Below are 25,211 nucleotides of genomic sequence, written 5' to 3'. Positions count from 1 at the left end.
ATTGAAAGGGTAGAACGATGCGAGTGCAAGCTTCGGTCAAGAAGATCTGCCGCAATTGCAAGATCATCCGCCGCAATCGCGTGGTGCGCGTGATCTGTACCGATCCGCGGCACAAGCAGCGCCAAGGCTAAGGATCAGTGGCTGGAATTGCCGCTGACTGGTTTCGGTGCTAGAATCCGCAACTTTTTGAATTTAGGGTAACGAACATGGCCCGTATTGCTGGGGTAAACATTCCCAATCATCAGCATGCCGTGATCGGTCTTCAAGCGATCTATGGTATCGGTGCGACCCGCGCCAAGGCGATTTGCGCCTCGGCCGGCGTGCCGACCGATCGCAAGATCAAGGACCTCACGGACGCCGAAATGGACAAGCTGCGCGAAGAGATCGGCAAATTCACGGTCGAAGGTGATCTTCGCCGCGAAACGACGATGAACATCAAGCGCTTGATGGACCTGGGCTGCTATCGTGGCCTGCGCCACCGTCGCGGCCTGCCCGTGCGCGGCCAGCGCACCCGCACCAATGCTCGGACCCGTAAAGGACCGAAGAAGCCGCTCGGTGCGAAGAAGTAATCTAAAGGACTGACAATGGCTAAAGCAAACACAGTGCGTGTACGGAAGAAAGTCAAAAAGAGCGTGTCGGAAGGCATCGTGCATGTGCACGCTTCCTTCAACAACACGATCGTGACCATCACCGATCGCCAAGGGAATGCGTTATCTTGGGCTACCTCGGGCGGTGCTGGTTTTAGAGGCTCTCGTAAAAGTACACCTTTCGCGGCCCAGGTGGCTGCGGAGCACGCTGGTAAAGTTGCCCAAGAATACGGTGTAAAGAATCTCGAAGTTCGAATCAAAGGTCCCGGCCCCGGCCGCGACTCGGCCGTGCGTGCGTTGAATGCGCTGGGCTTCAAGATCACCAGCATTTCTGACGTAACCCCGATTCCGCACAACGGCTGCCGTCCGCCGAAGAAGCGCCGTATCTAATTCCGGAGACCCGAGATGGCACGTTATATCGGACCGAAATGTAAACTGTCGCGCCGGGAAGGCACTGATCTCTTCTTGAAGAGTGCCCGTCGCGCCTTGGATACCAAATGCAAGCTGGATACCGCTCCTGGTCAGCACGGCGCTAAAACGCCCCGTCTGTCCGACTTCGGTACCCAACTGCGTGAAAAACAAAAGATTCGCCGCATCTACGGCGTACTCGAACGCCAGTTCCGTCGTTATTTCGAAGAAGCGGCCCGCCGCAAAGGTTCGACCGGTGAAAACCTGTTGAAGCTGCTGGAATCGCGTCTCGACAACGTCGTGTATCGCATGGGCTTCGGCTCGACTCGCTCTGAAGCGCGTCAGCTGGTCAGCCATAAGGCGCTGACCGTCAACGGCGTGGTCGTCAATATCCCGTCCTACCAAGTCAAGGTTGGTGACGTGATCGCGATCCGCGAGAAGTCCAAGAAACAGGTTCGCATCCAGGAAGCCCTGGCGCTCGCCGAACAGATCGGCTTCCCGAGCTGGGTCAGCATCGATCCCAAGAAAATGGAAGGCGTGTACAAAGCTACGCCGGAGCGGAACGACCTGTCGAGCGATATCAACGAGCAGCTCGTCGTCGAGTACTACTCGAAGTAATCGTCGCTCCAGTTCGTTTCGATAAAGGGATTGTTTGTTTATGCAAAGCAACGCGAATGACCTGCTGAAGCCGCGCATCATCGATGTGCAGGCATCCTCGCCGACCCAGGCGCGTGTCGTGATGGAGCCGTTCGAGCGTGGTTACGGCCATACGCTCGGCAATGCGTTGCGCCGCATCCTGCTGTCGTCGATGCCCGGCTTCGCCCCCACCGAGGTGAAGATCGAAGGCGTGCTGCACGAGTATTCGGCGCTCGACGGCGTGCAAGAGGATGTGGTCGACATTCTCCTGAACCTGAAGGGCGTTGTCCTCAAGCTGCACGGTCGCCACGAAGCCATGCTGACGCTGAAGAAAGACGGCGAAGGTGTGGTCCGTGCCGGTGATATCGAGCTGCCGCACGACGTCGAGATCGTCAATCCGGATCACGTGATCGCCAATCTTTCGTCCGGCGGCAAGCTGGCGATGGAAATCAAGATCGAACGTGGTCGTGGCTATCAGCCCGCGACGGTGCGCCACAACAAGGACGAGGGCCGTAGCATTGGCGCCGTCCCGCTCGACGCCTCCTTCAGCCCGATCCGTCGTGTCAGCTATTCGGTCGAAAGCGCTCGCGTCGAGCAGCGTACCGACCTGGATAAGCTGGTGATGGAGATTGAAACGAACGGTGCGATCGACCCGGAAGAGGCTGTTCGCTATGCCGCCCGGGTACTGGTCGAGCAGCTGTCGGTCTTCGCCGACCTCAAGGGCACGACGGTCGAACCCGAGGCGCCGCGTGCGCCGCAGGTCGACCCGATCCTGCTGCGTCCGGTCGACGATCTCGAACTGACCGTCCGCTCGGCCAACTGCCTGAAGGCGGAGAACATCTACTATATCGGCGACCTGATCCAGCGTACCGAAACCGAACTGCTGAAGACCCCGAACCTGGGTCGCAAGTCCTTGAATGAAATCAAGGAAGTGCTGGCCTCCAAGGGTCTGACGCTCGGTATGAAGCTGGAAAACTGGCCGCCGGTCGGCCTGGACAAGGCGTGATCCGGGCTCGAAGAAAGGATTAAACCATGCGTCACCGTTTGAGCAATCGCAAACTCAATCGCACGACGAGCCATCGTCTGGCGATGTTGCGCAACCTGACCAACGCGCTGCTGAAGCACGAGGTCATCAAGACCACGCTGCCGAAGGCCAAGGAACTGCGCCGCGTCGCCGAGCCGCTGATTACGCTCGGCAAGCGCGAACGCACCGTGGCCAACCTGCGTCTGGCCTTCGATCGCACTCGCGACCGCGAGATCGTGATCAAGCTGTTCGATGTGCTGGGCCCGCGTTACAAGGCTCGCAATGGCGGCTACCTGCGTATTCTGAAGTACGGCTTCCGTCAGGGCGACAATGCCCCGATGGCGCTGGTCGAACTGGTAGACCGTCCGGAAGATGCCGGGATCGTCGAAGCCGCTGAATAAGCGTTTCGCATCCCAGCTGGAAAGCCAACCCTAGGGTTGGCTTTTTCATTTTCGCTTTCTGAGACTATTAAGGCGAAAATTTTTCAGAAATTATTTTCTGGCTCACCGTGTCTTGCAGGTATAAGTCTTATTATTTTCCTTTAAGACAAAGCCGGCAGCATGGCCGCCGGCGGGGCTATGCCATACCAGCGCCAGTCGCGGGCAGCACGAATGGCGGCTGACTGGGCCAGCCGGTAGGCGGCATCGGCCGGGATGCGACACAGATCGGCAATCTGCTGATAGTCGCTGGGCAGCGCGGTATCATGCCAGCCACGTGTGACATGGCGGGCAAAGGCCACGGCGGTCGCTACGGTACGCACCCGGGGTACATTGGCGTGGCGCTCGTCCATCAGTTGCAGCAATACCGCCGGCAGATGCCAGTGTTCGACCAGCGCCAGTTGCAGCTCCACAAAGGGAAAGCCGAACACCATCTTCTGGGCCATGCCGCTGCGCAGTTGGGAATCGTTGCGCTGTAGCGCCACGATACGGCCCACCAGTTTCGGGGCGTGGATGGTCAGCAGGATTTCGACCAGATCACGCAGCAGCGCCGCCGTCATCACCTCATGCGCATCGATATCATGGCGCTGTTTGGCCAGCAGCTCGGCACAGACGGTGGCAAGGCGACTGCGTTGCAGCAGCAGATGGGCCCAGGACAGCGCAGCGCGCTGCTGCCCCAGCAGATCAGGCAAGATGGGACGCTTCAGGCAGGCTTGCAGGACGGTATCGATACCGGTCATCAACACCACCCGCTCCAGGGTGCTGAGGTCGCCGGCTTTGTTCTGGCGTCGGACGGGTGGCAGCAGGCTCCACAGTCCAGCCGCCAACAAGGCATCGCGATAGGCCAGATTGGTAACGGCGTGGACATCGGCCTCGCGCGCCAACAAACGCGGCAGGGCGGCACGGATCGGTGCCAGCAGCGGCAAAGACTGGCCGTCGAGCCAATCGACCCAGGCGGGAACACCGGATAAGGGTTGCTCGATCATGCGACCTCCCTGGGCCAGCATAGCGACTGGCGCAGCGGGTAGACAAGTAGCCGTTTTTAACCATACCAGCTAAGGCGGCACGGGAGAGGATATGGCGACTTACGCGGTGGGAGATATCCAGGGTTGCAATGACGAATTCCAGGCCTTGTTGGGCCATATCGGTTTTTCGTCTGAGCGTGACCGCTTGATTCTGATCGGCGATCTGGTCAATCGCGGCCCGGACTCGCTGGCAGTTTTGCGCTGGGCCTATCGTCAGCGCGCTGCGGTCGAGGTGGTGCTCGGCAACCACGATCTGCATCTGCTGGCGGTGGCAGCGGGCAAAGCCAAACTCAAGGGCAAGGACACCTGCGACGACGTGCTGGCGGCCGAGGATCGCGAGCTGCTGCTCGACTGGCTGCGTCAACAACGCCTGCTGTTGACCCTTGATGACTATGCCCTGGTCCATGCCGGCATTCTCCCCTGCTGGGAGTTGGCCGAGGCCCAGGTCTTGTGCGCTGAGGTGGAGGCGGAACTGCGCGGCAAGGCTTATCGGGACCTGCTTGGCAATATGTATGGCAATTCGCCCCGCACCTGGTCTCCTCGTCTTCAGGGCTACGAACGCTGGCGCCTGATCATCAATGCCTGTACCCGAATGCGGCTGGTCAATGCCGACGGCGCACTCGATTTCGAATTCAAGGGCGAGCCTGCCGATATTCCATCAGGCCTGATGCCCTGGTTTGCCTGGCCCGGGCGGCCAGTGGAGCGCCATACCGTGGTATTTGGCCATTGGTCGGCGCTGGGGCTGCGGCTTGAGCCGCAATTGATCGCGCTCGATACCGGCTGTATCTGGGGGCGTCAGCTTACCGCCGTCAGGCTGGAAGACCGGCGCGTATTTCAGATACCTTCTCAGCAGCCGGCACGGCTGGGGGCGGACTAAGTACCTCGGCAATCGCGGCTTCGGCGGCTTTGGCCAGTTCGCGCCGGTGACGGCCATCGGCAGGAAGCGGCGACAGAAAGGTCAATTCGGCGATCAGACGCCGCTGCGCCAGGATGCGCAGCACCGATTCCACCAGCGATAGATCGTCTACATAAGCTGGAATATCGGTCTGGCGGCCATAGGCATCGAGATAGCGCAACGCCACCGGAATGATCGGCGCTCCGGCCTGAACGGCCGGTTGCAGCAAGGCGGCATTGAAGGGCTTCAGGGTAAAGCCATCGCTGGTGCTTCCTTCGGGAAACACTGCCACGCAGTCGCCATCGTTGAGCGCGCCAGCGATGGCCTGATTGACCCGGGCTGCATCCTGGCGTCGCTCGCGGCTGATAAACAGGGTGCCGGTACGTTCGCATAGCCAGCCGATCAGCGGCCAGTTGCGCACTTCCGATTTGGCCACGAAGCGAGAAGCCACTACCGCATTCATCACGAAAATATCGAGCCAGGACACATGGTTGGCAACGAGGATGGCTGCCTCGACCGTGGGGGCCGGAATATGACCCTGGGCCCGGACCTCGATAGCCGCAATACTCACCAACCGGCGCGACCAGCGCGCCACGGCATGGCGCCGCGCCATGGCGGAACGGCCCGGAAAATACAGGCCGACTTCAATAACGCCTGCCAGCAGATGAAATACCAAGCGCAGAAAGCGCCAGATCCGGACGGGAAGCGAGGACTTGGGCATGGGAATGCAGTAGCTGAGCCAGCCCGAGTTTACCCCGTCAGCCACGCGCTTGCCAGCACACCGACCCGACTTAGACGGACTTGAAAAAATGGCGGGCGTAACGTCGGTCGATCCGTTCCATCGGCAGCAATAGCAGCAGGTCCGCGCTATTGAATCGCTCATCCCAGGCCGGTTCCCCGCACAGATAAGCCCCGGCACGCAGATACCCCTTGATCAACGGCGGAATCGCCGCGTCTCCGCCTTGCGCACTGAAGGCCGTGTTGGGCAGAGGCTGGCGCGGCTGTACCCGCCATTCCACCGGGGCGAGCCCCCTTTGCAGCAGTTGCCGCGCCACACTGACCGCCTGATAGCCGCCGTCGCCCATGCCAATGCTGGCGCAGCCGATCAGATAGCGGTGACGGTAACGGCTCATATAGTCGGCCAGGCCGCCCCATAGCAGGGCGATGGCGGCACCGGTGCGGTAGTCGGGATGGACACAGGAGCGGCCCAATTCGACCAGATAAGGGCGGATCGACTGTAAGCGGATCAGATCGAATTCGGCATCGGAGTAATAGCTGCCAAGCCGCTGTGCCTGGGCTGGCGGCAGGATGCGGTAGGTGCCGACCACTTGCTCGCTTTCCTCGTCGCATACCAGCAGATGGTCGCAGTAGGCGTCGAACAGATCGATATCGAGTCCCGGTGTGCGGCTGTCGAGCCGGGCGCCCAGCTCTTCGGCAAAGACTTGGTAACGCAGCGCCTGGGCTGCCTTGACCTGGTCAGCATGATGAGCGAGCCGGACCGTCAGCGGGCGGGTTCTGGCGGGCCGGGGCAAGAAATCCGATTGCGGCATGGCAAGGGTGTCCTATGGAAGGGAAACGCTGCCTGGCAAATTAGGCGGCGACCGTGACAGCCGCTTGAACGGATGGTGAAGGTTTTATGTGAGACGAGGGAGGGAGAGTTGGCTAGGGAGAGGCAGAAATAGATGATTTCCGTCAGTAAATACCTATGAGTCTTGCGACGGCCTGTCCGAAAATTTTCTAAAAATCTCCGGACGCAACTGACTGCGCTGACACGGCCAGATTTACTGCGGCAGTTCGTCGATCAACTGGTCAAGGTCGTCAGCATTAAGCGGTGCCGGGACGCTATAGCGCTCGCTGGCCCAGTTGCCGAGATCGACCATCCGGCAGCGTTCGCTACAGAACGGACGATAAGGATTGGCAGGGCTCCATTCGGCACGGGTGCCGCAAGCAGGACAGGGGATTTGGCGCGAAGTGGCGGACACGATAGCTATAGATTGCAGTAGGCGAGCACGAAATCGACATCCTGCTCGCAAGGTTTGGGTCGGGCGCTATTGGAGGCCGGACTCACGAAGCGGATATTGATGGCGTATTTATTGGCCGACAGCTCAGGCACATAAGGCAGATCGCTCGGCACGCTGATCTTGAGCAACTGCACCGTCTTGCCGCCCGACATCTGCTGGAATGTGCCGGCCTTGGCAGTGTAATGGCAGACCTTGGCGCTGTTGCGCAGCAGGCGCAGCACGATTTCGGCGCCTTCCTTGATCGGCAGCATCGGCCGCAGCCACTGGTGGATATCCTGCTGGCGCCGCTCGACCGGCTGTTGCTGCCAGTAATGGTAGGAGGGCAGGTCAAACTCGCATACGCCACCGGGAATGGTGGAACGTTGCTTGATGGCCATCAGCCATTCGTTTTCACGCAGGTGCTGGGCAAATTTGCCGGTGGTGTCGAGCAGGCGGCTGTGGGTGTGTTCGATATCGGCCAGCACCATGTCGAGCGCCTGTTCGGAAATCTGCGGATTGTCACGCAGACCTTCGAGTGCCTGGCGCTGTCGTTCCAGCTCTTGCAGCAGATCGGATTTGAGGTCGGCCCGGCTGGCTACCTCCATGATTTCAAACAGCACCAGCAGCGAGGCATGATGTTCCAGCCAGTGTTCCTTGCTGGAGAAAATGCTGACGCGATCGTACAAATCCTCCAGCCGCAGCAGGATGCGGATACGTTCGTTGATGGGGAATTCGTAACTAATCACGGCAGGCCGCAGCTGCTGGTTAACAGGCGATCCTGGAATTGTGCAAGATTCACCCTAGTTTGACAAATCGGGTGCGGCGGATTGGCTGTCTTGAACGGCATTTCTGTCTCCTGCCCAACTGAGATAGAACTCGTGCAATTCGGCGACACGCTGCTGGACTTTTTCCAGCGGCTGGTTGCCATCGATCAGATCGTCGGCGCGACGGCGACGGCTGTCGCGATCGATCTGATGCGACATGATGGCCTGAATCTGGGCAATATCAAGCCCGCTGCGCGCCTGAACCCGACTTATCTGGATGTCCGGATCGCAATCGACCACCAGAATCCGGTCGGCAATGGCGACATAGGTGCCGGTTTCAAACAGCAGCGGCACCACCAGCAGGCAATAGGAGTGGTCCGGTGCCACGGCAGCGAGGTCCTGTTCGACCTGGCGCTGGATCAGCGGGTGGAACAACTGATCGAGCTGGCGCTTGGCTTCCGCGTCGCCAAACACCCGGGCGCGCAGCCGGGCGCGATCGATGGCGCCATCGGCCGTCAGATACTCGCGTCCCAGCCAGGCCGCCACCGCTTCGGTGCCGGCGGCGCCAGCCTTGCCCAGTTCACGGGCGATCACATCGGTATCGATGACCGGGACGCCAAGCCTGGCGAAGTGGTCGGATACAGCGGTCTTGCCGCTGCCGATGCCGCCGGTCAGGGCGATGATTCGGCTCAGACGCCCCATATCAGACGCATCCAATAGGGTTTGAGCAGCAAGGCTGCCAGGCCCGCTCCGGCCAGATAAGGACCGAAGGGAAGCTGGTTGGTCCAGGAGCGCTTACCAGCCAGGATCAGGCTGATACCGATCAACGATCCAACCAGCGCTGACAGCACAATCACAGCCGGCAGCGACAGCACACCAAGCCAAGCACCGATGGCTGCCAGCAGTTTGAAGTCGCCATTGCCCATACCTGGCTGACGCCGGATCAATTCGTACAGCTTGGCAAAACCCCATAGGGTGAGGTAGCCGGCCGCTGCGCCCAGCACAGCCGCTTTCAGCGGAACAAATACCTCATACAGATTGAACAGCAGACCCAGCCATAACAGCGACAAAGTCAGATTATCGGGCAGGTAAAAGGTATCGAGATCGATCATGAACAGCGCGATCAATACCCAGGCAAACAACAGGGCGCCTGCCAGCATCAGACCCCAGCCGTAATGCCAGGCGAGCCCGGCCGAGATCAGCCCGGTGATGAGTTCGACCAGCGGATAGCGTACCGAGATGGGCGCCTTGCAATGACGGCATTTGCCGCGCAGCAGCAGCCAGGACAACACGGGGATATTGTCGTAACCGGCGATCAAGGTGCCGCAGCTCGGACAGGCCGAACGCGGCACCACCAGGTTGTAGGTGGGACCGCGCGGAATCTGGTCGTGTTCGGAGCGGTCGAGATTGGCGCACTCGTGGCGGAAATCGGCCTCCAGCATGCGCGGGAGGCGATGGATCACCACATTGAGGAAACTGCCGATCAGCAGGCCCAGCACAAAGACAGCCGACACCAGCCAGAACGGCTGGTGCGCCAGCAACAACAGGAAATCAGGCGCCAATCGCAGCACCCATCTTGAAGATCGGCAGATACATGGCGACGATCAGACCACCGATCAGTGGACCCAGTGTCATCATGATCATCGGTTCCATCAGGCTGGTCAGCGCATCGACCGCATCATCGACCTCGCGTTCGAAGAAGTCGGCGATCTTGCCCAGCATCGAGTCGAGCGCACCAGATTCCTCACCGATGGCCACCATCTGCAGCACCATGCTCGGGAACACTTCACTGTTCTGCATCGCAACCGTCAGGCTGGTACCGGTGCTGACCTCGGTCTGGATTTTCCGGGTGGCATTCTGATACACCACATTGCCCGAAGCCCCCCCGACCGAATCGAGCGCTTCAACCAGCGGCACACCGGCGGCGAACATGGTGGACATGGTACGGGTCCAGCGGGCGATCGTGGCCTTGCGGATGATATCGCCGAACACCGGCAGCTTGAGCAAGGTGCGGTCAAGCGACTCTTGCAGCTTCTTGGAGCGTTTCTTGGCCTGGATAAAGCCGTAGATCGAACCACCAACGCCGAGGAACATGGCCCACCAGTATTCGACGAAGAAGTCGGACATGGTGATCACCAACTGGGTCGGCCCTGGCAGGTCGGCACCAAAGCCCGAGAACAGTTCCTTAAAGGCCGGGATCACGAAGATCATGATCACCGCCACCACGATCACCGCCGCCACGATAATCGCGGTCGGGTAGAACAGGGCCGATTTGATCTTGCCCTTGATCGCCAGGATTTTTTCCTTGTAGGTGGCAAGACGATCGAGCAGCGAATCCAGAATACCGGCCTGTTCGCCGGCCTGGACCAGGTTGCAGAACAACTGGTCGAAATAGAGCGGATGCTTGCGGAAGGCCTGGGTCAGGCTGCTACCGGTCTCCACATCGTTTTTGATATCGAGCAGCAGCCGGGTCATGCTGGGGTTGGCATGGCCCTTGGCCACGATATCGAAGGCTTGCAGCAGCGGCACGCCCGATTTCAGCATGGTGGCGAGCTGCCGGGTGAACATGGTCAGGTCTTTGTCGGTGATCTTGCGGCCGACGCTGCGCGACTGTTTTTTGATCTTGGTGACGTTGACACCCTGGCGGCGCAGACTCGCACGCACCACGGCATCGCTAGCCGCGCGCATTTCGCCGCGCATCACCTTGCCGGCGCGGTCGCGGCCTTCCCAGGTGAAGATCTGTTCCTTGACCGTTGCTGCTGTTTTCTTGGTGTTTACCGCCATCGCGGTTGCTCCTTCGATTCGGCGCTCATTCGTTGGTGACGGCTTCCACCTCGGTCAGCGAGGTCAAGCCTTGTTTCACTTTCAGCAACCCCGATTGCCGCAGGTCGCGTACGCCCTCGCGCCTCGCCTGGTCGGCGATATCGAGAGAAGTGCCTTGGCGCATGATGATACGTTGCATCTCGTCGCTGATCGGCATCACCTGATAAATACCGACCCGACCCTTGTAGCCCGAGCCTTTGCAGACATCGCAGCCGACCGGACCATAAGGCTGCCAACTGCCATCGAGATCGGCCTCGCTAAAGCCGGCGGCCAGCAAGGCTTCGACCGGCACATCGACCGGCTTCTTGCAGTTGCTGCACAGCCGGCGGGCCAGCCGCTGGCCAGTGATCAGAATCACCGACGAGGCGATATTGAACGGAGCGATGCCCATATTGAGCATCCGCGACAATGTGGCCGGCGCATCGTTGGTGTGCAGGGTGGAGAACACCATATGGCCCGTCTGGGCGGCCTTGATCGCGATATCGGCGGTTTCGAGGTCACGGATCTCACCGACCATGATGATGTCCGGATCCTGCCGCAGAAACGATTTCAGTGCGGCCGAGAAGGTTAGGCCGGCCTTGTCGTTGACGTTGACCTGGTTGATGCCGGGCAGGTTGATTTCCGCCGGATCTTCGGCGGTCGAGATATTGATGCCCGGCTCGTTAAGGATATTGAGACAGGTATAGAGCGACACCGTCTTGCCCGAACCGGTCGGGCCAGTCACCAGCACCATGCCGTAGGGGCGGTGGATCGCTTCCAGCAGCGCGGCGCGCTGCTCCGGCTCGTAGCCCAGCGCATCGATGCCGAGCGTGGCGGAAGACGGATCAAGAATCCGCATACAAATCTTTTCGCCGAACAGCGTGGGCAGCGTTGATACCCGGAAGTCGATGGCGCGGTTCTTCGACAGCACGAGCTTCATCCGGCCGTCCTGCGGAATGCGCTTTTCCGAGATATCGAGCTTGGAGATCACCTTGATCCGCGAAGCGATCTTTTCCTTGATGGCCAGCGGCGGCTGGGCGATTTCGCGCAATACGCCGTCGATCCGGATACGGATGCGGTAGAACTTCTCGTAGGGCTCGAAGTGCAGATCCGAGGCGCCGCTATTGATGGCGTCGAGCAGGATCTTCTGGATGTACTTCACCACCGGGGCGTCATCGACGTCGAGGGTGGCAACCTCGGGCTGGGTTTCTTCCTGTTCGCCGCCGGCGAGTTCCAGCTCGTCCTGATCGACGGCCAGATCCTTCATATTGCCGCCGCTGGCTTCGATCAGTTTCTCGATCAGCTGGCCGAGCTTGGGGTCTTCGACCACGATGGGCTCGATCATCATGCCAGTCTGGAACTTGGCATCTTCGAGCGCTTGCAGATTGGTCGGGTCGGCGGTGGCGACGAACAGCTTGGTGCCACGTTTGAACAGGGGCGCAATGCGCCGGCTCTGCATCAATTTGGGGTCGAGCACGCCTTGCGGGATATAGGCGGTGTCGATCTGGGCCAGGTCGAACATCGGGTAGCCAAAGGTATTGGCTGCGAATTCCGCGACCTGCAGGCCGTTCAGCTTTTTACTGCTGATCAGTGCCTGGATAAAGCCAACATTGGACGACTGCGCCTGAGCCTGAATCGCTTCGGCGTCGGCGTCCAGCAGCTTGCCCTGCTGGACCAGGGCGCGCGCGATACCGGAAATGGAAGGGGCTTGCGCCATGATGAACTCGATCGATATTGCCGAAATAAAGCCCGCTTTGATCTGCACGTCATGACGTGCGCCATGGTTCGGACCGCCCAAATAATGCCTTTGTCAAGTCGGCTTGTAAAGTTAAACAAGACCCGTGTGCCATGGTCGTGGCCGTGGCGCCCGGTCCCAGTCTCCGGAATAGTCCTGAAACGCAGTCCAATCAAGCCGCCCATGCGGATAGCGGACGCTTCAGTTTAGGCGATCGGCCATCCGTCGCCGGGCCAACGCCGGTCCGGGCGCGACAAGACGACACTCCGCTTGGCGGATTGTTGTAAATAGAAAAAATCAGGAAATATCTGTGCAAGACGCACAGCGGGAGATATCGGAATTAGAAAGTTTTATAAAAATATCCGAAACCTTGCCGGCAGTCGGTTGCCGGTAGACGTGCTGGCGGATTTTAGCGCCGTAACAGGGTTTCCACCACGAAACGGCTGCCGACATAGGCCAGCAGCATTACGGTAAAGCCGGCCAGGGTCCAGTTCACCGCCAGTTTGCCGCGCCAGCCATGACGATGGCGGCCCCAGAGCAACACGGCAAAGATCAGCCAGGCTGCCAGGGAGAAGATGGCTTTATGTCCCAGCCCCGGTACAGCGCCGAACAGTTGCTCGCCGAACCAGATACCGGTGAGCAGGGTGGCCGTCAGCAGCACAAAGCCCAGGGTCAAGGTGGTGAACAGCAGCCGCTCGAGCGCCAGCAAGGGTGGCAGTTGGCGCCATAGTCCATGCGCCGGGTCATGCAGGGCACGGTCGGCCAGGCGCATCAATACGGCCAGTCCAGCGGCCACCGCCAGAAAACCATAGGACAGCATGGCGATGGCGAAATGCATCTGGGTCAGCGGCCGGGCCAGGTGAGGCGTGGGATGGCCCGGTGGCAACAGCAGGCATAGGCCAAGGCTGGCGGCGGCGACCGGGACCAGGATGGTCTGTAGCCCTTCAAGCCGGATCAGAAAGGCCGCCGACCAGTAGATCAGGGTGGCGAGCCAGGTCAATTGAGTCAGTGCTTCGCGGGCGCCGAAGTGCGGCACTGGTCCCAGCAGCGGATAGAACACCAGCGGTGCATGCAGGGCCAGCAGCAGCCCGAGCAGCAGATGCTCCAGTCGTTGCCGTTGGTCCGGCCGGGCATGCGGACGGCGCCGGCCGAGCAGCAGCCAGACGGCCAGCAGCAGATAGGCGAACCAGACGACAAAGGCTACGATGGGCGCGGAAGGCATCACCTGCGAACTCGGGTAAACTATATGATTTTAATCAGCGTCGGTCCGGGCTTGTGCCGGAGCGACGGTGGCAGTCTAACACGAGGGTCGGCGTCCGCTTCCACGGCGCGCGGCCGAAAGGGTGTTGCAGCGATGTTCGATAATCTTTCCGGCCGGCTGGCGACAGTCGTCAAAACCCTGCGCGGTCATGCGCGGCTGACCGAAGACAATATCAAAGATGCGATGCGCGAAGTGCGCATGGCGCTGCTTGAAGCCGATGTGGCGCTCCCGGTGGTCAAGACCTTTATCGACCATGTGCGCCAGCGCGCCATCGGCGAAGAGGTGATGGGCAGCCTGACACCGGGTCAGGCCGTGATCGGCGTGGTGCACGATGAGCTGAAAAAGCTGATGGGCGAGCAGAACGACGCCCTCAATCTCGCCGCCGTGCCGCCGGCCATCGTGCTGATGGCCGGTCTGCAAGGCGCCGGTAAGACCACCACCACAGGGAAACTGGCCAAGCGACTCAAGGAAGAGCAACGCAAGAAGGTGATGGTGGTCAGTTGCGACGTCTACCGCCCGGCCGCTATCGAGCAGTTGAAGACGCTGGCAGGCCAGATCGGGGTCGAATGGTTCGCCTCCGACCCGTCACAGGCGCCGGTCGATATCGCCGTGGCGGCTCTCGACTATGCCAAGCGTCATTTCTTTGATGTATTGATCGTCGATACGGCCGGTCGCCTGGCCATCGACGAGGCAATGATGGCCGAGATCAAGGCCCTGCACGCCCGGCTCAATCCGATCGAGACCTTGTTCGTGGTCGACGCGATGCAGGGCCAGGATGCGGTCAATACCGCCAAGGCCTTCAATGAAACCCTGCCGCTGACCGGGGTGATCCTGACCAAGATGGACGGCGACGCCCGTGGCGGTGCAGCCCTGTCGGTGCGCCATGTCACCGGTAAGCCGATCAAGTTTATCGGTGTGGGCGAGAAGGTCGGCGGACTGGAGCCGTTCCATCCCGAGCGGATGGCTTCGCGGATTCTCGGCATGGGCGATGTGCTGTCGCTGATCGAGGATGTGCAAAAAACCGTTGATGTCGAAGAAGCGCAAAAGCTCGCCAAGAAGATGAAGGCCGGCAAGGGCTTCGATCTGGAAGACTTCAAGATGCAGATCCAGCAGATGAAGCGCATGGGCGGCATGGGCGCGCTGATGGACAAGCTGCCGGGCCAACTGAGCCAGATGGCGCAGGGAATCGAAGGGGCGGGCGCTGATAAGGCGGTGGCGCGGATCGAAGGCATCATCAATTCGATGACGCCGGAAGAGCGGCGCAAGCCCGAACTGCTCAAGGCCAGCCGCAAGCGGCGTATTGCCGCGGGTGCCGGCGTGTCGGTGCAGGAAGTGAACCGGCTGCTGAATCAGTTCGAGCAGATGCAGAAGATGATGAAGCAGTTCTCGGGTAAGGGCATGTTCAAGCTGCTCAAGGGTATGCGTGGCGTATTGCCGGGGATGTAAACCGTTGATCGCCCTATCCGTCGTGCTCAGACCCTGTGTTCCCGGTTTTGTCTGAGCACGACGGAAGTATTGATCGGCACCTGATAAGGTGCCTTGGCTGTAGTTTTCTAATATCTGTTGATTGCTTTGGAGAAAAAATTGACCGAGATGGCGCGGGACGGGAAGGTACGTCTGGTATTCGCTGGCGAAATCCTGCCAGGTCATGAAGTAGCTGGTGTCAAGCAGCGTTTGGCAGAGCTGCTGAAGATTTCTGCCGAGCAGGCCGAACGGTTGTTCAGCGGCTCGCCGGTAACGATCAAGAAGTCCCTGCCGGTGAGTCAGGTCTCGACCTATGTCGAACTGCTGGGCCAGGCGGGGGCGAGGATCCGGGTCGAGCCGCTCGAAGAGGCGGTGGTCGCCACCGAAGGTCATAGTCGATGGCCGGCCGTCGCGGTTGACCGGGAGGAGCCGCCGCCTCCCTGGCGTCAGGCTGAGCCGCCTCCGCCACCAGCGGTCGCGGAAGCTTCCGCTCCGGTGAGCCAGTCTGCCTTGATCGAGGAGCCGGTCGAAGAGGTGGATTGTCCACAATGCGGAATGCGCCAGCCCAAGCGGACGCTGTGCCGTAGCTGTGGGGTCGATATGCCGCGTTTCCTGCGTGCCAAGCTCGAAGTGCGGCGCGATCAGGAAAATCCGCCTGAAGTGCTGCGTCGCATCGGTGCCGTGGCCGAAACCATTGAATCGGGCACGCCAATGCCGCTGGGCTGGAGCTTCGATGGCCGGATCGGCCGGGTACGTTACTGGACCTATGGTTTTGTCGCGCTGGCGGCGGTGATGGTCCCGCTGGCGCTGATCGCCTGGCAGCAGGCGCTGTTCGGTAGCGCGGCCTCGTTTCTGCTGCTGTTTGGCATCGGATGGGTCGCCCTGACCTATCTGTCTCTGCGTATGACCGCCCATCGGCTGCACGATATCGGCTTCAGCGGTTGGTGGAGCCTGACCCTGCTGCTTCCTTATATAGGTCTGGTACCGTATTTGGTGCTGCTGTTCTGGCCCGGCAATGAGAAGGAAAACGACTATGGCCTGCCGCCTGACGTCAATACGCCGGCCGTGATGGTCGGCGCGGCGGTGGCACCGGTGCTGGCGATCTTTCTGAGTGTGGTGGCAGTGAGTGCAGTCCTGCCCTTGATCGGCAAGCATTTCCAGCAGCTGACGCCTGAGCAGCAGCAGGAAGCGCGCGAGGCGGCAGTCGAGGAGTTGGTCAAACAGGGGATGACGCGGCCCGAAGCCGAGGTCCTGGTCAACCAGCAGATGAACGGCGCCCCAGCGCCTGCTGGCGAGGTGGTCATCGAAGACAGCGAAGAATAAGCGCTACGCAACCCTAATCGCTTGAGTTACAAGATTTTCTTGCTCCGCGCAGCGCGCGGCGCTAAAATCTCGGCCTTTTTCCGCACAACCGCATTCTCTTTTAGGAAGAGCTCAACAATGGTCGTGATTCGTCTTGCCCGTGGCGGCGCCAAGGATAGCCCCTTCTACAACATCATCGTGACCGACAAGCGTTGCCGTCGTGACGGCCGCTTTATCGAGCGCGTCGGTTTCTACAACCCGCTGGCCAAGGATGGCGAAGAAGGCGTGCGTATCGCTATGGACCGCCTGAACCACTGGGTTGGCCAAGGCGCCCAACTCGCTGACAGCGTCAAGAAGCTGGTCAAGCGCGTTCCCGCCGTTGCCTAATTGCTGGCGTCGGTGTTGATTTATCTAACTGATATTCCTTCCAAGCGATGACTGCCCAACGAGCAACCCCCAATGCAGTGCCGGTGGACCTCGTTCCTATGGGTTACATCGCTGCGGCATTCGGCGTCCAGGGCTGGGTCAAGGTCGTGGCCGATACCGAATACGCCGACAGCCTGTTCGATTATTCGACCTGGTGGCTTGGCCGTGATGGCCAATGGCAAGCCTTCGAACTCGAAGAGGCCGGTCTCCAGCCCAAGAATGTGATCGCCAAGCTAAGCGGTATCAATGACCGCGATGCAGCGTTTGCGCTCAAAGGCATGACGATTGCCGTGCCGCGTTCTGCCATGCCGGCTGCCGAGGAAGGCGAATATTACTGGGCCGATCTGATTGGCCTGGAAGTGGTCAATCTGGCCGGCGAAAGCCTTGGCCGGGTGGACAAGCTGTTCGAAACCGGCGCCAACGATGTGCTGGTGGTTCGCGACGGCTCGATCGAGCGACTGTTGCCCTTTGTTGCCACGGTTGTGCTCGACGTCGATCTGGCGGCGGGCAAGATCAAGGTCGACTGGGGTCTGGACTACTAGATCGTGCGTTTCGACGTCGTCACCCTGTTTCCCGCGATGTTCGCGGCGATCTCCGAACACGGCGTCAGCCGGCGGGCGCTGGAGCAGGGGCGTTTCAGTCTGGCGACCTGGTATCCGCGCGATTATGCCGACGACAATTACCGTACCGTAGACGACCGTCCCTATGGCGGTGGTCCGGGCATGGTAATGCTGCCTGGCCCGCTCGAAGCAGCCATCGAGGCTGCCAAGGCGGCGCAGCGTGAGGCCGGGGTGCCGACTTCACGCGTGGTCTATCTGTCGCCGCAAGGCGCGCCGCTGACCCATGCCACAGTGATGCGGCTGGCTGCTGAACCTGGATTGGTGCTGCTGGCCGGACGCTACGAAGGCGTGGATGAGCGTCTGTTGGTGCGTCAGGTCGATGAAGAGGTATCGATCGGCGATTATGTGCTGTCGGGCGGCGAACTGCCGGCGATGGTGCTGATCGATGCGATCGTGCGGCAATTGCCGGGGGTGCTCAACGACGCCCTGTCGGCGCAGGAAGACAGTTTCGTGGATGGGTTGCTCGATTGCCCGCATTACACCCGTCCCGAGGTTTACCGCGACATGCCCGTGCCGGACATCCTACTGTCCGGCAACCATGCCGCAATCAGGCGCTGGCGTCTGAAGCAGTCCCTGGGTCGCACTTGGTTGCGTCGCCCCGATCTGCTGAGTGAGCGCCAGCTGACAAAAGAGGAGGCTCGTCTTCTGGCGGAATTCCAGGCTGAATCCAGCCAAGCCGACCCGAAGGAACAAGCCTCACAACGGAGCTAATCAGCATGGATCTTATCGCTAAGCTGGAACAGGAAGAAATCGCCCGTCTGGGCAAGACCATCCCCGAATTCGCCCCGGGCGACACCGTGGTGGTGAGCGTCAAGGTGAAGGAAGGCAACCGTGAGCGTCTGCAAGCCTACGAAGGCGTGGTGATCGCCAAGCGTAATCGCGGCCTCAACAGCTCGTTCATCGTCCGCAAGATCTCGTCGGGCGAAGGCGTTGAGCGTACCTTCCAGACCTACTCGCCGCTGGTGGCCGCCATCGAAGTGAAGCGTCGCGGCGATGTGCGTCGCGCCAAGCTGTACTACCTGCGCGAGCGTTCGGGCAAGTCGGCTCGTATCAAGGAAAAACTGCCGGCCCGCAAGGCTGCCGCAGCAGAATAATTGGTTGTGCGGTAATGAAACGCGGGCTGCGGCCCGCGTTTTTTATTGTCCGGAGGGTTGGGGTGAGTAATTGTGTGAAGGCCTGATTTTTATATTTTTTGATACTTATCTCTACAATGTTTGCAGATGTTTTGCATAAAATTTTCTATCTGCCTTAGCCTCCACTCTCTCCTCTGTCGTCCTCTCTTTTCTCCGCCTCCACAGCCGCTGTCTGGTAAAGCTGGCCGCTGACAGCAAAACAGCCCCCGCTCTATACAGGGCAGGACATATAATTTTGCTGTTTCCGTTTCAGGTCCACAGCGATGACGCCGCCCGACAACGATTCTGCCCGGATCGACTATTTTCTTGACGCGGTCTGGCTCTCCGACGGTCTGGCCGAGCATACCGCGAGCAATTACCGGCGCGATCTGGTGCAATGGTGTGGTTGGCTGGCCGAGCGCCGGCTCGATAGCTTCCTGGCCAGTGCCGACCATATCCGCGACTATCTGGCCACGCTGGCACACGACTATCAGGCAAGCCAAGGCTTGTCCGAATCGGACAAGCGAGCACTGCCTCCACTCAAACGCGGCAAGAACGCCGCCTCGCGTGCCCGGCTGCTGGCGGCCCTGCGCCGCTATTACCGTTTCTGGGTAGAGCAGCATGTGCTGCCCATCGATCCCAGCGCCGACCTGTACAACCCCAAACTGGTAAGACCCTTGCCCAAGACCTTGTCGGAAGCCGAGGTCGAGGCGCTGCTGGCCGCGCCCGATGTCAGCACCCCCTTGGGCCTGCGCGACCGTGCCATGCTTGAATTGATGTATGCCACGGGGCTGCGGGTGTCGGAACTGGTGACGCTGCCCCAGGTGGCGCTCGGCTGGCGTGAAGGCGTGGTGCGGATCGAGCAGGGCAAGGGTGACAAGACCCGGCTGACGCCGATGGGCGAGCCGGCACAGCTATGGTGCCAGCGTTATCTGGAACAGGCTCGGCCGCTGTTATCGGGCGGGCGGACCGATACCGCCGCCTTTCTCAATCACCACGGCGAAGCGATGACCCGGCAGGGCTTCTGGTTTATCGTCAAACGCTACGCCGGCCAGGCTGGCATTGCGGCTGAGCGGCTGAGCCCGCATGTGCTGCGGCATGCTTTTGCCACCCATCTGGTCAATCATGGGGCCGATCTGCGGGTCGTGCAGTTGCTGCTGGGCCATGCCGACATCTCCACCACCCAGATCTACACCCATGTGGCCAAGGAGCGGCTGCAACGCCTGCATGCCGAACATCATCCGCGTGGGTAGCGTTTGTATCGCTCCAGCTGTCCGCGTGCTGAGCGGAGGAGATTGTCGGGCTGGCGGCGGCAGCCTATCCGCCTTGTGTTTCTCATAAGCCTTTGCTCGGGAGTCGCCGATGACCTCGGAGCAGGAAGCTTGCTGGAGCATTTCTGAAAACTTGGAGTCAGTGGAGCCGGACACGGAGTGTCCGGTGCAGGCCGACCAAGCAGCATTACTAGTGATTCCGACTTGAAGGGGAAGGCACCAGTCAATAAAAAACCCCGCCGGAGCGGGGTTTTTCAGTGAGAACCTCAGCAGGTTCAGGCCGGTTCGGCGGCAGTTTCCTTGATATCGAGCAGGATCTGGTCCTTGTCGTCAATGTCGATGGTGACTTCGCCACCGCTTGCCAGCCGGCCGAACAGCAGCTCGTCGGCCAGAGCCTTGCGGATGGTGTCCTGGATCAGGCGCGACATCGGCCGCGCGCCCATCAGCGGGTCGAACCCCTTCTTGGCCAGGAAAGCCTTGAGCGCCGGGGTGAAGTGGGCCTCGACCTTCTTGTCGTGCAGTTGGGCTTCGAGTTGCAGCAGGAACTTGTCCACCACCTGGAGGATGATTTCCTGATCGAGCGCCGCGAACGAGACGATGGCGTCGAGACGGTTGCGGAATTCCGGGGTGAACAGCCGCTTGATCTCGGCCATCTCGTCGCCCACCGACTTATTGAAGGTAAAGCCGATGCTGGTCTTGTTGAGGGCCTCGGCACCTGCGTTGGTGGTCATCACGATAATGACGTTGCGGAAGTCGGCCTTGCGCCCGTTGTTGTCGGTCAGGGTGCCGTGGTCCATCACTTGCAGCAGCACATTGAAGATATCGGGATGGGCCTTCTCGATCTCATCAAGCAGCAGCACTGCATAAGGATGCTTGGTGATCGCCTCGGTCAGCAGGCCGCCCTGGTCGAAGCCGACATAGCCGGGGGGGGCGCCGATCAGGCGGCTAACGGCGTGGCGCTCCATATATTCCGACATATCGAAGCGGATCAGCTCGATGCCGAGCACATAGGCAAGCTGACGTGCCACTTCGGTCTTGCCGACCCCGGTTGGGCCGGAGAACAGGAAGGAGCCGATCGGCTTTTGCGGATTGCCAAGCCCAGACCGTGCCATCTTGATGGCGGCAGCCAGCGCATCGATGGCCTTATCCTGACCAAACACCACGTTCTTCAGATCGCGATCGAGCGTCTTGAGTGCATCGCGGTCATTGGACGAGACGTTCTTCGGTGGAATGCGCGCAATCTTGGCGACTATTTCTTCCACTTCGCCTTTACCAATGGTTTTCTTCTGGCGAGACTTTGGCAGAATCTTTTGTGCAGCGCCTGCCTCATCGATGACGTCGATGGCTTTGTCGGGCAGATGACGATCATTGATATATTTAGCCGACAGCTCGGCTGCGGTGGCGAGTGCGGCAGCGGTGTATTTGACGCCGTGATGCTCTTCAAAGCGTGACTTGAGGCCCTTGAGGATTTCCACTGTCTGCTCGATCGACGGCTCGGCCACATCGATCTTCTGGAAGCGACGTGACAGGGCATTGTCTTTCTCGAAGATGCCGCGAAACTCGGTATAGGTGGTGGCACCGATACATTTGAGCGAGCCGTTGGACAAGGCGGGCTTCAACAGGTTGGAGGCATCGAGCGTACCGCCTGACGCGGCACCTGCACCGACGACCGTATGGATCTCGTCGATAAACAGGATTGCGTTGCGGTCTTCGGAGAGCTGCTTGATCACGGCTTTCAGCCGCTGCTCGAAATCGCCGCGGTATTTAGTGCCGGCCAGCAGAGCGCCCATATCGAGTGCATAGACGGTGGCATCAGCGAGGATATCGGGCACTTCGCCATCGATGATCCGTTTGGCCAGCCCTTCGGCAATGGCGGTCTTGCCCACGCCGGCTTCGCCGACCAGCAGCGGATTGTTCTTGCGACGGCGGCACAGGACCTGAATCACCCGTTCCAGCTCGGCATCGCGGCCGATCAGCGGGTCGATCCGGCCTTGCAGGGCCGATTGGTTGAGGTTCTGGGTGAAACTTTCGAGCGCGCCGTGACCGCTTTCGCTGTTCTCGTTCTCGTGCTCGTGTTCGTGTTTGGGCGTGCTGTGATTGGTCTGCTGCGGCGACACCTTGCTGATGCCATGTGAGATGTAGTTGACCACATCAAGCCGGGTGATGCCCTGCTGGTGCAGGAAATACACCGCGTGTGAATCCTTCTCGCCGAAGATTGCTACCAGCACATTGGCGCCGGTGACTTCCTTCTTGCCCGAAGACTGCACATGCAGGATGGCGCGCTGGATAACGCGCTGAAAGCCGATGGTGGGCTGGGTTTCGACTTCGCCGGTGCCGGCCACCAGAGGGGTGTGCTCGGCGACGAAATCGGTGAGTTCCTTGCGGAGCTGCTCGATATTGGCGCCACAGGCACGCAGTACCTCAGCGGCGCTCGGATTGTCTAACATGGCAAGCAGCAGGTGTTCCACCGTAATGTACTCATGGCGTTTCTGCCTTGCTTCCATGAACGCCATATGCAGGCTGACTTCGAGTTCCTGGGCGATCATCAGTTTTCCTCCATGACACATTGCAGCGGATGCTGGTGCTGCCGCGAAAAGTCGGTCACTTGCGCGACCTTGGTGGCGGCGATGTCTTTAGGGAAGACACCACAGACGCCCTTGCCTTCAGTATGGACTTTGAGCATTACCCGAGTGGCTCGTTCACGGTCCAGGCTGAAAAACTGTTGGAGGACAATTACCACGAAGTCCATCGGCGTATAGTCGTCGTTCAACAAAAGCACTTTGTAGAGCGGCGGCGGTTTGACGCGGGTGGGCGATTTGGCGAGTTCAACGCCATCGTCGTGCTGGGTGGCCATAGTCCTGAAGCGTTAATAAGAGCGCTTGCTACCGTACCGTAATTTTGGCGCGTCGGGGAGCTTTTTCAAGTGACGTATTTCTCCTACAGCTGTGGCTGGCCATGGCCCTTTGCTTGACGCTCAGTTTGAAAACAACGTAAATAGCCGCGTTTGGCTTCAACTTGCAGTACCGGCGGTAGGCTGTACGGACATGACGCAGTACCCGAGTTGCCAGTCTTGCGAGCATGGAACCATAACAAAAGCGGGGTTCGCCCCCAACACTGCAACACGATTAGAGGAAACAACGATGGCAACTGGTACCGTCAAGTGGTTCAACGATTCCAAGGGCTATGGCTTCATCACGCCGGATGACGGCGGCGAAGACCTGTTCGCCCATTTCTCGGCCATCAATATGAGCGGCTTCAAGACCCTCAAGGAAGGCCAGAAAGTGTCGTTCGACGTCACCCAAGGTCCGAAGGGCAAGCAAGCCTCCAATATCCAGTCGGCCTAAATCTGCCTGGATTGGAAAGAAAAACCCCGCATCGCACGGGGTTTTTCTTTTTGATGACGACTACGCCCGGGCAATGACCCGGACGTAGTGTTATTACATGCGAGCGATCATGGCATCGCCGAAGGCCGAGCAGCTGACCTCATTGGCGCCGTCCATCAGACGGGCGAAGTCATAGGTGACTTGCTTGTCGGCGATCGCGGCTTCCATGCCCTTGATGATCAGATCGGCCGCTTCGGCCCAACCCAGATGGCGCAGCATCATTTCGGCCGACAGGATCAGCGAACCGGGATTGACCTTGTCCTGACCGGCGTACTTGGGCGCGGTGCCGTGGGTGGCTTCGAACATGGCGACGTTGTCGCTCAGGTTGGCACCCGGGGCGATGCCGATGCCGCCCACCTGGGCTGCCAGCGCGTCGGAGATATAGTCACCGTTGAGGTTCAGGGTGGCGATCACATCGTATTCAGCCGGACGCAGCAGGATCTGCTGCAAGAAGGCGTCGGCGATCGCATCCTTGACCACGATCTCGCGACCGGTCTTGGGATTGACGAATTTGCACCACGGACCGTTGTCGATCAGTTGGGCGCCGAATTCGTTCTTGGCCAGCTCATAGCCCCAATCACGGAAGCCACCTTCGGTGAACTTCATGATATTGCCCTTGTGCACCAGCGTGACCGACTTGCGATCGTTGTCGATGGCGTACTGGATGGCCTTGCGCACCAGGCGTTCGGTGCCTTCGCGCGAAACCGGCTTGATGCCGATGCCGCTGGTGCCCGGGAAGCGGATCTTCTTCACGCCCATTTCGGTTTGCAGGAAGTTGATCACCTTCTTGGCGCCTTCGGATTCGGCGGCCCATTCGATACCGGCGTAGATGTCTTCGGTGTTCTCACGGAAGATCACCATATCGGTCAGCTCAGGCTGCTTCAGCGGCGAGGGCACGCCCTGGAAGTAGCGCACCGGGCGAAGGCAGACGTAGAGGTCGAGTTCCTGGCGCAGTGCCACGTTGAGCGAACGGATACCGCCGCCGACCGGGGTGGTCATCGGGCCCTTGATCGACACGACGTAGTCTTTGAGGGCGGCCATGGTCTCTTCGGGCAGCCAGACGTCGCTGCCGTAGACCTTGGTCGATTTCTCGCCGGCGTAGATCTCCATCCAGTGGATCTTCTTGACGCCGCCGTAAGCCTTCTCGACCGCGGCGTCGACCACTTTCTTCATCACCGGCGTGATATCGATGCCGATGCCGTCACCTTCGATGTACGGAATGATCGGCTGGTCGGGAATCGCTTGGCCCGGGATGATTTTCTGGCCGCTGGCGGGGATCTTGATGTGGGATTGGGTGCTCATGCCTACTCCGTGGACGAGGATGTGCTTGGGGAGAACAGCGAGCCGTCCGGACGGACGGCTCGCGCTGCTTTTTCTGGAAATCGGGGCGCCCGCTGGCTGGCGGCGCGCCGAACCTTGTTATTATCCGGGAAATACCGTTTCGTCGCCAGTTGCCCGCCATGCCCGAACTCCTCCTGTTCAACAAGCCCTATGGCGTGATCTGCCAGTTTTCCGACCATCCGCTTCATCCCACCCTGTCGAGCTATATCGAGGCGCCCGGCTTCTATCCGGCCGGCCGGCTCGACACCGATTCCGAAGGATTGCTGCTGCTCACCGACCACGGCCCCTTGCAGGCCCGGATCGCCGATCCGCGCCACAAGCTGCCCAAGACCTACTGGGTCCAGGTCGAAGGCGTGCCCGATGAGGCGGCGCTCGAAGCGCTGCGCCGGGGGGTCGATCTGGGTGACTTCCATACCCTGCCGGCCGAGGTACGGCTGATGGCGCCGCCGGCACTATGGCCGCGCCAGCCACCGATACGGGTGCGCAAATCGATTCCCGATAGTTGGATCGAGCTGACCATTCGTGAAGGCAAGAATCGGCAGGTGCGCCGCATGACGGCCAAGGTTGGCCTGCCGACCTTGCGGCTGGTGCGGGTCCGGATCGGCGATTGGCAGCTCGATGGACTGGAGCCGGGCCAGATGCGCCGGCTCGAGGTCGAGCTGTCGCGCCGGCCGATGCCTGCCGTCGCGCGTCCGCAACGGCCCCGGCGCTGAACTGG

At 60.3% G+C, this 25,211-nt stretch carries 29 protein-coding genes; 16 read left to right on the top strand and 13 right to left on the bottom strand.

Features of this window, described 5'->3' with window-relative positions; all coding sequences use genetic code 11:
* The first annotated feature begins 17 nt into the window (after positions 1–17).
* The 6 genes from rpmJ to rplQ all read left to right on the top strand — a co-directional run bounded on the left by rpmJ (position 18) and on the right by rplQ (position 3,056).
* A complete protein-coding gene (gene rpmJ, locus ACFOW7_RS10465; RefSeq protein ID WP_018748524.1) occupies positions 18–131 on the top strand; it encodes a 50S ribosomal protein L36 in 114 nt (37 codons plus the stop codon).
* A gap of 75 nt (positions 132–206) precedes the next feature.
* The gene (gene rpsM / locus ACFOW7_RS10460; RefSeq protein ID WP_378163887.1) at positions 207–569 is read left to right on the top strand and encodes a 30S ribosomal protein S13; all 363 of its coding nucleotides are present in this window, start codon (positions 207–209) and stop codon (positions 567–569) included.
* Between the two features lie 15 nt (positions 570–584).
* On the top strand, positions 585–977 hold the full coding sequence (rpsK, locus tag ACFOW7_RS10455) for a 30S ribosomal protein S11 (protein WP_378163882.1): 393 nt from the start codon (positions 585–587) through the stop codon (positions 975–977).
* Positions 978–992: 15 nt separating this feature from the next.
* The gene (gene rpsD, locus ACFOW7_RS10450; protein ID WP_378163880.1) at positions 993–1,613 is read left to right on the top strand and encodes a 30S ribosomal protein S4; all 621 of its coding nucleotides are present in this window, start codon (positions 993–995) and stop codon (positions 1,611–1,613) included.
* Between the two features lie 40 nt (positions 1,614–1,653).
* Complete coding sequence (locus ACFOW7_RS10445; protein WP_378163878.1) at positions 1,654–2,637, top strand: DNA-directed RNA polymerase subunit alpha; 984 nt, start codon at positions 1,654–1,656, stop codon at positions 2,635–2,637.
* A gap of 26 nt (positions 2,638–2,663) precedes the next feature.
* Positions 2,664–3,056: a 50S ribosomal protein L17 gene (rplQ, locus tag ACFOW7_RS10440; RefSeq protein ID WP_378163877.1), complete on the top strand. Its 393-nt coding sequence runs from the start codon at positions 2,664–2,666 to the stop codon at positions 3,054–3,056.
* Positions 3,057–3,196: 140 nt separating this feature from the next.
* On the opposite strand, the gene ACFOW7_RS10435 is transcribed toward rplQ, so the two are convergent.
* On the bottom strand, positions 3,197–4,078 hold the full coding sequence (locus ACFOW7_RS10435) for an HDOD domain-containing protein (protein ID WP_378163875.1): 882 nt from the start codon (positions 4,076–4,078) through the stop codon (positions 3,197–3,199).
* Between the two features lie 91 nt (positions 4,079–4,169).
* Between ACFOW7_RS10435 and ACFOW7_RS10430 the strand changes: the two genes are divergently transcribed.
* Complete coding sequence (locus tag ACFOW7_RS10430; RefSeq protein ID WP_378163873.1) at positions 4,170–4,994, top strand: symmetrical bis(5'-nucleosyl)-tetraphosphatase; 825 nt, start codon at positions 4,170–4,172, stop codon at positions 4,992–4,994.
* Here the strand turns inward: ACFOW7_RS10430 and ACFOW7_RS10425 are convergent.
* From ACFOW7_RS10425 to ACFOW7_RS10385, 9 genes are all read right to left on the bottom strand, one after another.
* Positions 4,927–5,778, bottom strand: coding sequence for a lysophospholipid acyltransferase family protein (locus ACFOW7_RS10425; protein ID WP_378163871.1), 852 nt, complete (start codon positions 5,776–5,778; stop codon positions 4,927–4,929). The two genes, ACFOW7_RS10430 and ACFOW7_RS10425, sit on opposite strands and share 68 nt — an antisense overlap.
* Before the next feature lie 25 nt (positions 5,779–5,803).
* Positions 5,804–6,562: a GNAT family N-acetyltransferase gene (locus ACFOW7_RS10420; protein ID WP_378163869.1), complete on the bottom strand. Its 759-nt coding sequence runs from the start codon at positions 6,560–6,562 to the stop codon at positions 5,804–5,806.
* Positions 6,563–6,793: 231 nt separating this feature from the next.
* A complete protein-coding gene (locus ACFOW7_RS10415) occupies positions 6,794–7,003 on the bottom strand; it encodes a DNA gyrase inhibitor YacG (RefSeq protein ID WP_378168007.1) in 210 nt (69 codons plus the stop codon).
* Positions 7,000–7,758, bottom strand: coding sequence for a cell division protein ZapD (zapD, locus tag ACFOW7_RS10410; protein WP_378163867.1), 759 nt, complete (start codon positions 7,756–7,758; stop codon positions 7,000–7,002). Before zapD ends, ACFOW7_RS10415 begins: the two co-directional genes overlap by 4 nt.
* A gap of 54 nt (positions 7,759–7,812) precedes the next feature.
* Positions 7,813–8,478 (bottom strand): dephospho-CoA kinase, encoded by a 666-nt coding sequence (gene coaE, locus ACFOW7_RS10405; protein WP_378163865.1) that lies wholly within the window; start codon positions 8,476–8,478, stop codon positions 7,813–7,815.
* A complete protein-coding gene (locus ACFOW7_RS10400; protein ID WP_378163863.1) occupies positions 8,466–9,338 on the bottom strand; it encodes a prepilin peptidase in 873 nt (290 codons plus the stop codon). Before ACFOW7_RS10400 ends, coaE begins: the two co-directional genes overlap by 13 nt.
* Positions 9,328–10,560 (bottom strand): type II secretion system F family protein, encoded by a 1,233-nt coding sequence (locus tag ACFOW7_RS10395; RefSeq protein ID WP_378163861.1) that lies wholly within the window; start codon positions 10,558–10,560, stop codon positions 9,328–9,330. Before ACFOW7_RS10395 ends, ACFOW7_RS10400 begins: the two co-directional genes overlap by 11 nt.
* Positions 10,561–10,585: 25 nt before the next feature.
* Positions 10,586–12,295, bottom strand: coding sequence for a type IV-A pilus assembly ATPase PilB (pilB, locus tag ACFOW7_RS10390; RefSeq protein ID WP_378163859.1), 1,710 nt, complete (start codon positions 12,293–12,295; stop codon positions 10,586–10,588).
* Between the two features lie 427 nt (positions 12,296–12,722).
* The gene (locus tag ACFOW7_RS10385) at positions 12,723–13,535 is read right to left on the bottom strand and encodes a cytochrome C assembly family protein (RefSeq protein ID WP_378163857.1); all 813 of its coding nucleotides are present in this window, start codon (positions 13,533–13,535) and stop codon (positions 12,723–12,725) included.
* 132 nt (positions 13,536–13,667) lie between these two features.
* Between ACFOW7_RS10385 and ffh the strand changes: the two genes are divergently transcribed.
* From ffh to xerD, 7 genes are all read left to right on the top strand, one after another.
* Positions 13,668–15,020 (top strand): signal recognition particle protein, encoded by a 1,353-nt coding sequence (gene ffh / locus ACFOW7_RS10380; RefSeq protein ID WP_378163855.1) that lies wholly within the window; start codon positions 13,668–13,670, stop codon positions 15,018–15,020.
* A gap of 147 nt (positions 15,021–15,167) precedes the next feature.
* A complete protein-coding gene (locus ACFOW7_RS10375) occupies positions 15,168–16,361 on the top strand; it encodes a DUF805 domain-containing protein (protein ID WP_378163852.1) in 1,194 nt (397 codons plus the stop codon).
* 117 nt (positions 16,362–16,478) lie between these two features.
* The gene (gene rpsP / locus ACFOW7_RS10370) at positions 16,479–16,727 is read left to right on the top strand and encodes a 30S ribosomal protein S16 (protein WP_378163850.1); all 249 of its coding nucleotides are present in this window, start codon (positions 16,479–16,481) and stop codon (positions 16,725–16,727) included.
* Between the two features lie 98 nt (positions 16,728–16,825).
* Entirely contained in the window at positions 16,826–17,308 is a 483-nt protein-coding gene (rimM, locus tag ACFOW7_RS10365) for a ribosome maturation factor RimM (RefSeq protein WP_378163848.1), read from the top strand.
* 3 nt (positions 17,309–17,311) lie between these two features.
* Positions 17,312–18,097, top strand: a complete 786-nt coding sequence (gene trmD / locus ACFOW7_RS10360) for a tRNA (guanosine(37)-N1)-methyltransferase TrmD (RefSeq protein ID WP_378163846.1) — start codon at positions 17,312–17,314, stop codon at positions 18,095–18,097.
* A 5-nt stretch (positions 18,098–18,102) separates the two neighbouring features.
* Positions 18,103–18,480 carry a 50S ribosomal protein L19 gene (gene rplS, locus ACFOW7_RS10355; RefSeq protein ID WP_378163844.1) on the top strand — a complete coding sequence of 126 codons (378 nt, stop codon included), beginning with the start codon at positions 18,103–18,105 and terminating at the stop codon, positions 18,478–18,480.
* A gap of 302 nt (positions 18,481–18,782) precedes the next feature.
* Positions 18,783–19,751, top strand: a complete 969-nt coding sequence (gene xerD / locus ACFOW7_RS10350; protein ID WP_378163842.1) for a site-specific tyrosine recombinase XerD — start codon at positions 18,783–18,785, stop codon at positions 19,749–19,751.
* A gap of 293 nt (positions 19,752–20,044) precedes the next feature.
* Here the strand turns inward: xerD and clpA are convergent, their stop codons facing one another.
* Both clpA and clpS read right to left on the bottom strand, forming a co-directional pair.
* Positions 20,045–22,315 (bottom strand): ATP-dependent Clp protease ATP-binding subunit ClpA, encoded by a 2,271-nt coding sequence (gene clpA / locus ACFOW7_RS10345; protein ID WP_378163840.1) that lies wholly within the window; start codon positions 22,313–22,315, stop codon positions 20,045–20,047.
* Positions 22,315–22,623: an ATP-dependent Clp protease adapter ClpS gene (gene clpS, locus ACFOW7_RS10340; protein ID WP_378163837.1), complete on the bottom strand. Its 309-nt coding sequence runs from the start codon at positions 22,621–22,623 to the stop codon at positions 22,315–22,317. Before clpS ends, clpA begins: the two co-directional genes overlap by 1 nt.
* 286 nt (positions 22,624–22,909) lie before the next feature.
* On the opposite strand from clpS, the gene ACFOW7_RS10335 reads away from it, so the two are divergent.
* Entirely contained in the window at positions 22,910–23,113 is a 204-nt protein-coding gene (locus tag ACFOW7_RS10335) for a cold-shock protein (RefSeq protein ID WP_378163835.1), read from the top strand.
* A 93-nt stretch (positions 23,114–23,206) separates the two neighbouring features.
* Here the strand turns inward: ACFOW7_RS10335 and icd are convergent, their stop codons facing one another.
* Complete coding sequence (gene icd, locus ACFOW7_RS10330; RefSeq protein ID WP_378163833.1) at positions 23,207–24,454, bottom strand: NADP-dependent isocitrate dehydrogenase; 1,248 nt, start codon at positions 24,452–24,454, stop codon at positions 23,207–23,209.
* Positions 24,455–24,612: 158 nt separating this feature from the next.
* Between icd and ACFOW7_RS10325 the strand changes: the two genes are divergently transcribed.
* Positions 24,613–25,206: a pseudouridine synthase gene (locus ACFOW7_RS10325; RefSeq protein ID WP_378163831.1), complete on the top strand. Its 594-nt coding sequence runs from the start codon at positions 24,613–24,615 to the stop codon at positions 25,204–25,206.
* Positions 25,207–25,211: the final 5 nt, after the last annotated feature.

This window comes from Chitinimonas lacunae, from assembly GCF_042650885.1.
Classification (GTDB): Bacteria; Pseudomonadota; Gammaproteobacteria; order Burkholderiales; family Chitinimonadaceae; genus Chitinimonas_A; species Chitinimonas_A lacunae.
The sequence above is the reverse complement of the archived record's forward strand: the minus strand, read 5'-3'. Positions and strand labels throughout refer to the sequence as shown.

What these genes read in the sequence shown, in the direction of transcription:
- rpmJ (WP_018748524.1), top strand. Translation starts at nt 18, where the DNA reads ATGCGAGTGCAAGCTTCGGTCAAGAAGATCTGCCGCAATTGCAAGATC.
- rpsM (WP_378163887.1), top strand. Translation starts at nt 207, where the DNA reads ATGGCCCGTATTGCTGGGGTAAACATTCCCAATCATCAGCATGCCGTG.
- rpsK (WP_378163882.1), top strand. Translation starts at nt 585, where the DNA reads ATGGCTAAAGCAAACACAGTGCGTGTACGGAAGAAAGTCAAAAAGAGC.
- rpsD (WP_378163880.1), top strand. Translation starts at nt 993, where the DNA reads ATGGCACGTTATATCGGACCGAAATGTAAACTGTCGCGCCGGGAAGGC.
- ACFOW7_RS10445 (WP_378163878.1), top strand. Translation starts at nt 1,654, where the DNA reads ATGCAAAGCAACGCGAATGACCTGCTGAAGCCGCGCATCATCGATGTG.
- rplQ (WP_378163877.1), top strand. Translation starts at nt 2,664, where the DNA reads ATGCGTCACCGTTTGAGCAATCGCAAACTCAATCGCACGACGAGCCAT.
- ACFOW7_RS10435 (WP_378163875.1), bottom strand. Translation starts at nt 4,078, where the DNA reads ATGATCGAGCAACCCTTATCCGGTGTTCCCGCCTGGGTCGATTGGCTC.
- ACFOW7_RS10430 (WP_378163873.1), top strand. Translation starts at nt 4,170, where the DNA reads ATGGCGACTTACGCGGTGGGAGATATCCAGGGTTGCAATGACGAATTC.
- ACFOW7_RS10420 (WP_378163869.1), bottom strand. Translation starts at nt 6,562, where the DNA reads ATGCCGCAATCGGATTTCTTGCCCCGGCCCGCCAGAACCCGCCCGCTG.
- coaE (WP_378163865.1), bottom strand. Translation starts at nt 8,478, where the DNA reads ATGGGGCGTCTGAGCCGAATCATCGCCCTGACCGGCGGCATCGGCAGC.
- ACFOW7_RS10395 (WP_378163861.1), bottom strand. Translation starts at nt 10,560, where the DNA reads ATGGCGGTAAACACCAAGAAAACAGCAGCAACGGTCAAGGAACAGATC.
- pilB (WP_378163859.1), bottom strand. Translation starts at nt 12,295, where the DNA reads ATGGCGCAAGCCCCTTCCATTTCCGGTATCGCGCGCGCCCTGGTCCAG.
- ACFOW7_RS10385 (WP_378163857.1), bottom strand. Translation starts at nt 13,535, where the DNA reads ATGCCTTCCGCGCCCATCGTAGCCTTTGTCGTCTGGTTCGCCTATCTG.
- ffh (WP_378163855.1), top strand. Translation starts at nt 13,668, where the DNA reads ATGTTCGATAATCTTTCCGGCCGGCTGGCGACAGTCGTCAAAACCCTG.
- ACFOW7_RS10375 (WP_378163852.1), top strand. Translation starts at nt 15,168, where the DNA reads ATGGCGCGGGACGGGAAGGTACGTCTGGTATTCGCTGGCGAAATCCTG.
- rpsP (WP_378163850.1), top strand. Translation starts at nt 16,479, where the DNA reads ATGGTCGTGATTCGTCTTGCCCGTGGCGGCGCCAAGGATAGCCCCTTC.
- rimM (WP_378163848.1), top strand. Translation starts at nt 16,826, where the DNA reads ATGGGTTACATCGCTGCGGCATTCGGCGTCCAGGGCTGGGTCAAGGTC.
- rplS (WP_378163844.1), top strand. Translation starts at nt 18,103, where the DNA reads ATGGATCTTATCGCTAAGCTGGAACAGGAAGAAATCGCCCGTCTGGGC.
- xerD (WP_378163842.1), top strand. Translation starts at nt 18,783, where the DNA reads ATGACGCCGCCCGACAACGATTCTGCCCGGATCGACTATTTTCTTGAC.
- clpA (WP_378163840.1), bottom strand. Translation starts at nt 22,315, where the DNA reads ATGATCGCCCAGGAACTCGAAGTCAGCCTGCATATGGCGTTCATGGAA.
- clpS (WP_378163837.1), bottom strand. Translation starts at nt 22,623, where the DNA reads ATGGCCACCCAGCACGACGATGGCGTTGAACTCGCCAAATCGCCCACC.
- ACFOW7_RS10335 (WP_378163835.1), top strand. Translation starts at nt 22,910, where the DNA reads ATGGCAACTGGTACCGTCAAGTGGTTCAACGATTCCAAGGGCTATGGC.
- icd (WP_378163833.1), bottom strand. Translation starts at nt 24,454, where the DNA reads ATGAGCACCCAATCCCACATCAAGATCCCCGCCAGCGGCCAGAAAATC.
- ACFOW7_RS10325 (WP_378163831.1), top strand. Translation starts at nt 24,613, where the DNA reads ATGCCCGAACTCCTCCTGTTCAACAAGCCCTATGGCGTGATCTGCCAG.